At 60.9% G+C, this 7,676-nt stretch carries 8 protein-coding genes; 5 read left to right on the top strand and 3 right to left on the bottom strand.

Features of this window, described 5'->3' with window-relative positions:
- Window positions 1–437, bottom strand: a 437-nt coding sequence (ung, locus tag ADK28_RS03960) for a uracil-DNA glycosylase (protein ID WP_048794947.1), incomplete at its 3' end; no start/stop codon positions are given.
- Between the two features lie 346 nt (window positions 438–783).
- Here ung and grcA point away from each other — a divergent pair.
- The 3 genes from grcA to ADK28_RS03945 all read left to right on the top strand — a co-directional run bounded on the left by grcA (window position 784) and on the right by ADK28_RS03945 (window position 3,061).
- Complete coding sequence (gene grcA / locus ADK28_RS03955; protein ID WP_004929114.1) at window positions 784–1,167, top strand: autonomous glycyl radical cofactor GrcA; 384 nt, start codon at window positions 784–786, stop codon at window positions 1,165–1,167.
- A 183-nt stretch (window positions 1,168–1,350) separates the two neighbouring features.
- On the top strand, window positions 1,351–2,313 hold the full coding sequence (locus ADK28_RS03950; RefSeq protein WP_048794946.1) for a DUF2974 domain-containing protein: 963 nt from the start codon (window positions 1,351–1,353) through the stop codon (window positions 2,311–2,313).
- Window positions 2,306–3,061, top strand: a complete 756-nt coding sequence (locus tag ADK28_RS03945; protein ID WP_048794945.1) for an ankyrin repeat domain-containing protein — start codon at window positions 2,306–2,308, stop codon at window positions 3,059–3,061. The genes ADK28_RS03950 and ADK28_RS03945 overlap by 8 nt, the downstream gene beginning before the upstream one ends.
- Before the next feature lie 52 nt (window positions 3,062–3,113).
- On the opposite strand, the gene srmB is transcribed toward ADK28_RS03945, so the two are convergent.
- Complete coding sequence (gene srmB / locus ADK28_RS03940; RefSeq protein ID WP_016929798.1) at window positions 3,114–4,436, bottom strand: ATP-dependent RNA helicase SrmB; 1,323 nt, start codon at window positions 4,434–4,436, stop codon at window positions 3,114–3,116.
- Window positions 4,437–4,535: 99 nt separating this feature from the next.
- Between srmB and trmN the strand changes: the two genes are divergently transcribed.
- Window positions 4,536–5,315, top strand: a complete 780-nt coding sequence (trmN, locus tag ADK28_RS03935) for a tRNA(1)(Val) (adenine(37)-N(6))-methyltransferase TrmN (protein WP_033639597.1) — start codon at window positions 4,536–4,538, stop codon at window positions 5,313–5,315.
- Window positions 5,316–5,353: 38 nt separating this feature from the next.
- On the opposite strand, the gene nadB is transcribed toward trmN, so the two are convergent.
- Window positions 5,354–6,955 carry an L-aspartate oxidase gene (nadB, locus tag ADK28_RS03930; RefSeq protein ID WP_193392114.1) on the bottom strand — a complete coding sequence of 534 codons (1,602 nt, stop codon included), beginning with the start codon at window positions 6,953–6,955 and terminating at the stop codon, window positions 5,354–5,356.
- Window positions 6,956–7,169: 214 nt separating this feature from the next.
- On the opposite strand from nadB, the gene rpoE reads away from it, so the two are divergent.
- Window positions 7,170–7,676: RNA polymerase sigma factor RpoE (gene rpoE, locus ADK28_RS03925; RefSeq protein ID WP_048794948.1), on the top strand; the 507-nt coding region annotated here is incomplete at its 3' end.

Raw genomic sequence — 7,676 nt, 5'->3', positions numbered from 1 at the left:
TCGGTAAAGGTTTCCCAGCCCAGATTGGCGTGCGAGTGCGCGCGGCCGCCCTCTACCGTCAGCACGGTGTTGAGCAGCAGCACCCCCTGTTCGGCCCAGCTTTGCAGGTAGCCGTGATCCGGGCGTTCGAAACCGGGAATGTCGGTCGCCAGCTCTTTATACATATTCACCAGCGACGGCGGCGCCGGCACGCCGGGGCGCACCGAGAAAGAGAGGCCATGCGCCTGATTGGGCCCGTGATACGGATCCTGGCCGAGGATGACGACCTTGACGTCCGCCAGCTCGGTAAAGCGGAACGCGTTGAACACGTCTTTCTGCGGTGGATAAATGGTCTTACCGGCCTGACGTTCAGCGGCAACAAAGGCGAGCGTTTCAACAAAATAGGGCTGCTCTTTCTCTTTGCCGATCACGTCATGCCAGGTGAGGGAGGTGGCCATAAACGCTCTCCTTTGTTTTCTTTAGCAATTCATGGGCTATAGCTTACCGTGTCGGCTCGCGCAGCGAAACCCGCTTTTCATTTCTCGCCTCCGCGCGCCATGCAATTATTTTTGAAAATTTACAAAAATAATTGGTTTTTGCCGCGGTGGGAAAATTGATATAAAACATAAATTTGCCCCTTCACGCCCTGCGACTACCCGGTAAAAATTGACTTTAATCAAGGAACTGGCCCGGTCAGGCTGGTATACAGAACAACAAGACAACAATGGTTTTACCAAATGGCCGAAACCAGGATTGGGTTTTCTCACGACGTGAATTTTTACGCCCTTGTACGGAGGCAACATAATGATTACCGGTATTCAAATTACCAAAGCGAACGACCAGGCGCTGGTGAACTCTTTCTGGCTGCTGGACGATGAAAAAGCGGAAGCCCGCTGCGTGTGTGCCAAGGCCAACTACGCGGAAGATCAGGTTGTCGCGGTGAGCGATCTGGGCCAGATCGAATACCGTGAAGTGCCGCTGGAAATGCAGCCGACCGTGCGCGTGGAAGGCGGTCAGCACCTGAACGTCAACGTGCTGCGTCGCGAAACCCTGGAAGACGCGGTCAAGCACCCGGAAAAATACCCGCAGCTGACCATTCGCGTGTCCGGTTATGCGGTGCGCTTCAATTCCCTGACGCCGGAACAGCAGCGCGACGTTATCGCCCGCACCTTTACCGAAAGCCTGTAATTTGCGGCGCAGTCAATCAGGGAGCTTCGGCTCCCTTTCTTGCGTTTGACGGCCGAAAACCGAATGCGGATCACATTCTGTACAAAGATAAGCATTTCTAATACAGAACTCATCCGACCTGCCGATAGCTAAATCAGCACCTATTCAGGTGCTCAATAAAAAGTCTATCGACAAGGAGTCGGCATGAGTATGCCTTTAAGTTTTACCTCTGCAGTATCCCCGGTGGCCGCGATCCCTACACCTCGCGCCGTTGCCGAGACGGCGACGGCGGCGCAGTCTGCGGCAGCGCCGGCAAATCCGGCGCCGATGGCCACTCCCTCTCAGAGCTCGCTCAATGCGCAGGCCCTGTTGAATACGCTGGTCGGCGATATCTCCGCGGCGGCGCCGACGGCGGCGGCAGCGCCGGGCGTGACTCGGGGGCAGCAATCGCAGGAGGGTGATTATGCGTTGGCGCTGTTGGCCAAGGACGTTTATTCACTGAACGGTCAGGGCGCCGCTGGGTTCAACCGCTTGAGCGACAGCGCGCTGCTCGGTTTCGGCATCGATCCCGCCAGCCTGCACGACGCGGGCAGCGGTTTCCAGGCCGGGGTTTACAGCAACGACAAGCAGTATGTGTTGGCGTTTGCCGGCACCAACGACTGGCGCGACTGGCTGAGCAACGTGCGGCAAGCGACGGGCTATGATGATGTGCAGTACAATCAGGCGGTTGCCGCCGCCAAAAGCGCCAAGGCGGTCTTCGGCGATGCGCTGGTGATCGCCGGTCATTCGCTCGGCGGCGGTCTGGCGGCCACGGCGGCGCTGGCGACCGGCACCGTCGCGGTCACCTTCAATGCGGCCGGGGTGTCAGATTACACGCTGAATCGCCTGGGTATCGATCCGGCGGCGGCGAAGAAAGACGCCGAAGCCGGCGGCATCCGTCGTTACAGCGAACAATATGACATGCTGACCAGCACCCAGGAGTCGACTTCGCTGATCCCGGACGCCATTGGCCACAACATCACCCTGGCCAACAACGATACCCTGACCGGTATCGATGACTGGCGGCCGAGCAAGCATCTGGATCGCAGCCTGACGGCGCACGGCATCGACAAGGTGATAAGCTCGATGGCGGAACAAAAGCCGTGGGAGGCGAAGGCCAATGCCTGAAGGGCGTCGCTTGCGGCGGGCGCTGGCGATAGCCTTACTGGCGCTGGTCGCGGTGACCGGTTTACTGATGATGGCTAAGGAGCAACAGATGGGGCAGGAGATTTCACCGTTTGACGGCCGCGGCAACCTGGCGCTGGCTCAGGCGGTGGCGCGCGGCGATGCGCAGGGCATCCATGCGCAGGCTACGCAGGATCGCTTGCGCGAACGGGGCGATCGGCAGGTCACGCTGTTGCAGTGGGCGGTGCTTTCGCAGCAGCCGGCCAGCGTGCAGGCGTTACTGGATCTCGGGGCCGACCCGTCGGTAGCGGGGCTGGACGGCAACAGCGCGCTGCACACCGCGGCGATACTGCAAGACGCGCAGTATCTGCGGTTACTGCTGGCTGAAGGGGCGCAGGTGAACGTGCGCAATGCCGTTACCGGCGCCACGCCGCTTGCGGCGGCGGTGCTGGCCGGGCGCGAGGAGCAACTGCGGTTGTTGCTGGCGGCCGGGGCGGACACCACCCTGAGCGATCGGCTGGGGGATACCCCGCTGCATCTGGCGGCGAAGATCAACGCGCCGCATCTGGCGCTGTTGCTGTTGCAGGCCGGGGCCGATGCCCAGGCGCGCAATCAGCAGGGTTATGCGTTCCAGTTTTATTTCTCGCAAACGCCGGCGCATTTGCAGAATGACGAGCTGAAGGCGCAGTTCCGCGAGCTGGATAAATGGCTGCAGGGGCGCCGCCTGGCCACGCATTACGCACAGCAGTAAACGCCCATAAAAAAACCGCCTGTACAGGCGGTTTTTTCTTAGGCAGCGGTGGTTATTCTGCGTCGCCGGCCGGTTTGGCCTTCGCCTGACGGCGTTTGCCGACGTTTTTGGCGTCGCGATGGCGCACTTTCACCTTGGCCTTCTCTTTGTTCTTCGCTTTATCTTCCGCGCGTTTGGCCAGCACTTTCTTCGATGGCTTGCCGTTGCTCTTCTCGTTCGGCACCTTGGTTTTCGGCCGCAGTTCGTCGATCACGCGCGCTTTCAGCGGCTCGTTCAGGTAACGGCCCACTTTGCCCAGCAGCAGATGGTCGTGCGCTTCCACCAGCGAAATGGCGGTGCCTTTGCGCCCGGCACGGCCGGTACGCCCGATGCGGTGCAGGTAGGTATCCGCAGTGCGCGGCATGTCGAAGTTGAACACGTGGGTGATATCGAGGATATCCAGGCCGCGTGCGGCAACGTCGGTGGCGACCAGCACGTTAACCCGGCCATCCATCATGCGTTTGACCGCTTCGTTGCGTTTGGCCTGCACCATCTCGCCTTCGAGATAGCAGGTGTTGATGCCCGCTTCGCGCAGCCAGGTGGCCAGCTCATGCACGCGCTCGCGCTTGCGCACGAAAATCACCGATTTCTGCACGTCCGGCTGTTTCAGCAGGTGGATCAGCAGCGCGGTTTTGTGCTGCACGTCATCGGCGCGGTAGTACCACTGCAGGATCTTCTTGCGTTCGCGGCGCGACGGATCGGCTTCCACTTCCACCGGCTCTTTCAGGATGCGTTCGGCGAATTCGCGGATCGCTTCGCCTTCCAGCGTGGCGGAGAACAGCAGCGTCTGGTTGCGCCAGCGGGTTTCGGCGGAGATGGTTTCGATGTCCTGCGCGAAGCCCATGTCGAGCATGCGGTCGGCTTCGTCGAGGATCAGGGTTTCCACCGCGCGGCAGTCGAAATTCTCTTCTTTAATGTATTGCAGCAAGCGGCCGGTGGTGGCGACTACCACGTCCTGGTTTTCGCTGAACACTTCCGCGTGGTTCATGTAAGCGACGCCGCCGGTGATGGTGGCGATATCCAGCGAGGTATGAGCAGCCAATTCACGCGCCTGGTCGGCGACCTGCATCGCCAGCTCGCGCGTTGGCGTCAGGATCAGCACGCGCGGCGGGCCGGATTTCTTGCGTGGAAAGTCCAGCAGGTGCTGCAACACGGGCAGCAGGAAGGCGGCGGTTTTGCCGGTGCCGGTCGGAGCCGAACCTAAGACGTCGCGCCCGTCCATCGCCGGCGGGATCGCAGCGGCCTGAATGGCGGTGGGGCGATCGTAGCCTTTGTCGCGCAGCGCGTCGATCAGGCGATCATCGAGTTCGAGTTCGGAAAAAGTGGTTGCTGTCATGGTCTACCTCTACTTGGGGCGCCGATTATAGACGGGTTGGCCGCGATCTTCACCTATTTAAGCGGAAAGCCGCTCTTTTCCCGCCGATCAGATTGCCTTATGCTACGCCAGTTTTATAGCCAGGTGGTGAGTGTGAGCAAGCGATCGAAAGCCGATTTTACCCCGCGCCGCGGGGGTTTTACCTTTAAACAATTCTTTGTCGCCCACGATCGTTGCGCCATGAAAGTGGGCACCGACGGGGTGTTGCTCGGCGCCTGGGCGCCGCTGGGGCAGGCGCGCCGGGTGCTGGACATCGGCAGCGGCAGCGGGCTGATCGCGCTGATGCTGGCGCAGCGCAGCGGCGACGAAGTGACCATCGACGCGGTGGAGCTGGATGAAGCCGCCGCCGGGCAGGCGCGCGAAAACGCGGCGGAATCGCCGTGGCCGCAGCGCATCCGCGTGCATGCGCAGGATATTCACCATTATGCGCAGCAGCATGCCGCTGAGTATGATCTGATCGTCAGCAACCCGCCGTATTTCGAGCCGGCGGTGGCCTGCCGCGACCAGGCGCGCCACAACGCGCGCTACACCGAAACCCTGACGCACGAGGCGCTGTTGGCCTGCGCGGCGCAGCTGCTGGCCGCGCAGGGGACGTTTTGCGTGGTGCTGCCGCACGACATCGGCGCCGAATTCGAACGCCTGGCGCAGCAAAGCGGCTGGCACACGGCGGCGAAAGTGAACGTCAGCGATCGCGCCGATACGCCGCGGCACCGGATGCTGCTGGCGCTGACCCGGCGGGAAACGCCGCTGCGGGAGCAGGCGCTGGCGATCAAACAGGCCGACGGCGGCTATACCGACGATTTCCGCCGGTTGATCGCCGACTTCTATCTGTTCTACTGAAAGGAAAAGGGCGCCGATAAGGCGCCCTGTCGCTTCGTTTAAGGCTGCAAAATGGTCGGCAGCGCTTCCGGCAGCAAATTCGGGTAGTCCAGCGTGTAGTGCAGGCCGCGGCTCTCTTTGCGCGCCATGGCGCTGCGCACGATAAGCTCGGCCACCTGCACCAGATTGCGCAGTTCCAGCAGGTTGTTGGAGATGCGGAAGTGCGCGTAGTACTCGTCGATTTCCGCCTGCAGCGTGTTGATGCGGCGCAGGGCGCGCTCCAGCCGCTTGGTGGTGCGCACGATGCCGACGTAATCCCACATGAACAGCCGCAGCTCGTGCCAGTTGTGCTGGATCACCACCCGTTCGTCCGCATCATCCACCCGGCTCTCATCCCAGTGCGGCACCTGTTTGGCCTGCTGGATGAACGGCAGGCGCTGCAGAATGTCTTCCGCCGCCGACCAACCGTAAACCAGGCACTCCAGCAGCGAATTCGACGCCATGCGGTTGGCGCCGTGCAGGCCGGTGTAGCTGACCTCGCCGATGGCGTACAGCCCGTCGAGATCGGTGCGGCCGTGCTGATCGACCATCACGCCGCCGCAGGTGTAGTGCGCCGCCGGAACGATGGGGATCGGTTGCCGGGTCAGATCGAAGCCCAGCGTCAGCAGCTTTTCGTGGATCATCGGGAAGTGCTGAGTGATGAATTCCGCCGGCTTGTGGCTGATGTCCAGGTACATGCAGTCGGCGCCCAGGCGCTTCATTTCATGGTCGATGGCGCGGGCGACGATATCGCGCGGGGCCAGTTCGCCACGCGGATCGAAATCCGGCATAAAGCGGCTGCCGTCCGGGCGCTTCAGGTAAGCCCCTTCGCCGCGCAGCGCTTCGGTCAGCAGAAAGTTGCGCGCCTGCGGATGGAACAGGCAGGTCGGGTGGAACTGGTTGAATTCCAGGTTGGCGACCCGGCAGCCGGCGCGCCAGGCCATGGCGATGCCGTCGCCGGAGGAGATGTCCGGGTTGGTGGTGTATTGGTACACCTTGGCCGCGCCGCCGGTGGCCAGCACCACCGTTTTGGCTCGGTAGGTTTCCACCCGTTCCAGCTCGCGGTTCCAGACGTAAGCGCCCACCACTCGGCGGGTGCCCGGCAGGCCGATTTTGTTCGAGGTGATAAGGTCAACCGCGTTGCGGCGTTCCATCACGCAAATATTGGGGTGAGCGCTTGCTTTCCCCACCAGCGTGGTCTCTACTTCCTTACCGGTAGCGTCCGCGGCGTGCAAGATGCGGCGATGGCTGTGGCCGCCTTCGCGCGTGAGGTGATAATGCGCCTCGCCCTGCGCGTTGACCTCGGTGTCGAACAGCACGCCCTGATCGATCAGCCACTGCACGCAGTGGCGCGCGTTGCCGGCGATGAATTCGACGGCCTCTTTGTCGCACAGGCCGGCGCCGGCAATCAAAGTGTCATCAACGTGTGAGGCAATGCTGTCCGTCTCATCGAACACCGCGGCGATCCCGCCCTGGGCGTAAAAGGTGGCGCCCTCGCTGAGCGGCCCCTTGCTGAGGACGGTAACCTTGCAATACTGCGCCAGGCGCAGCGCCAGTGACAGGCCCGCAGCGCCGCTGCCGACGATCAGGACATCGCTAACATGTTCAGATGATGGTTGCATAACGTATGATGTGTGCAGAAGAAGAGTGAATTTCATGTTAGCCTAACTGTCCGGGCAAAAGCCACGGATAGGGTGACATCAACAGAAAAAACAATGGCGATATGGAACTTCGTGTTCTATATGAACTCCAAGCGAGTGCTTGCTCAGGAAAATAATGTATGGCTGGCAGTACAATTTTACGCGTGGAGACGGATTTGGGGAGAGTTTACCTCGGATGAGCGAGCAGTTAACGGATCAAGTTCTGGTCGAGCGGGTCCAAAAGGGCGACCAGAAGTCGTTTAACCTACTGGTAGTGCGCTATCAGCATAAGGTGGCGAGTCTCGTTTCCCGCTATGTGCCGCAGGGCGATGTGCCCGATGTGGTGCAGGAGTCGTTTATCAAGGCCTATCGCGCACTGGAATCGTTCCGTGGCGACAGCGCTTTTTATACCTGGTTGTATCGAATCGCCGTGAACACGGCAAAGAATTATCTGGTTGCTCAGGGGCGCCGTCCGCCATCCAGTGATGTGGACGCCAACGATGCGGAAAATTACGAAAGTGCGGGCGCACTGAAAGAAATTTCGAACCCTGAGAACTTAATGTTGTCAGAAGAGCTGAGACAGATAGTTTTCCGTACCATTGAGTCGCTCCCTGAGGATCTTCGCATGGCGATTACCCTGCGGGAGTTGGATGGTCTAAGCTACGAAGAAATAGCCGCCATCATGGATTGCCCGGTCGGAACC

The sequence above is a fragment of the Serratia sp. 506_PEND genome (genome assembly GCF_001076875.1).
Lineage (GTDB): Bacteria > Pseudomonadota > Gammaproteobacteria > Enterobacterales > Enterobacteriaceae > Serratia > Serratia marcescens.
Note: the sequence above shows the minus strand (reverse complement) of the source record. Positions and strands in the feature narration are given on the sequence as shown.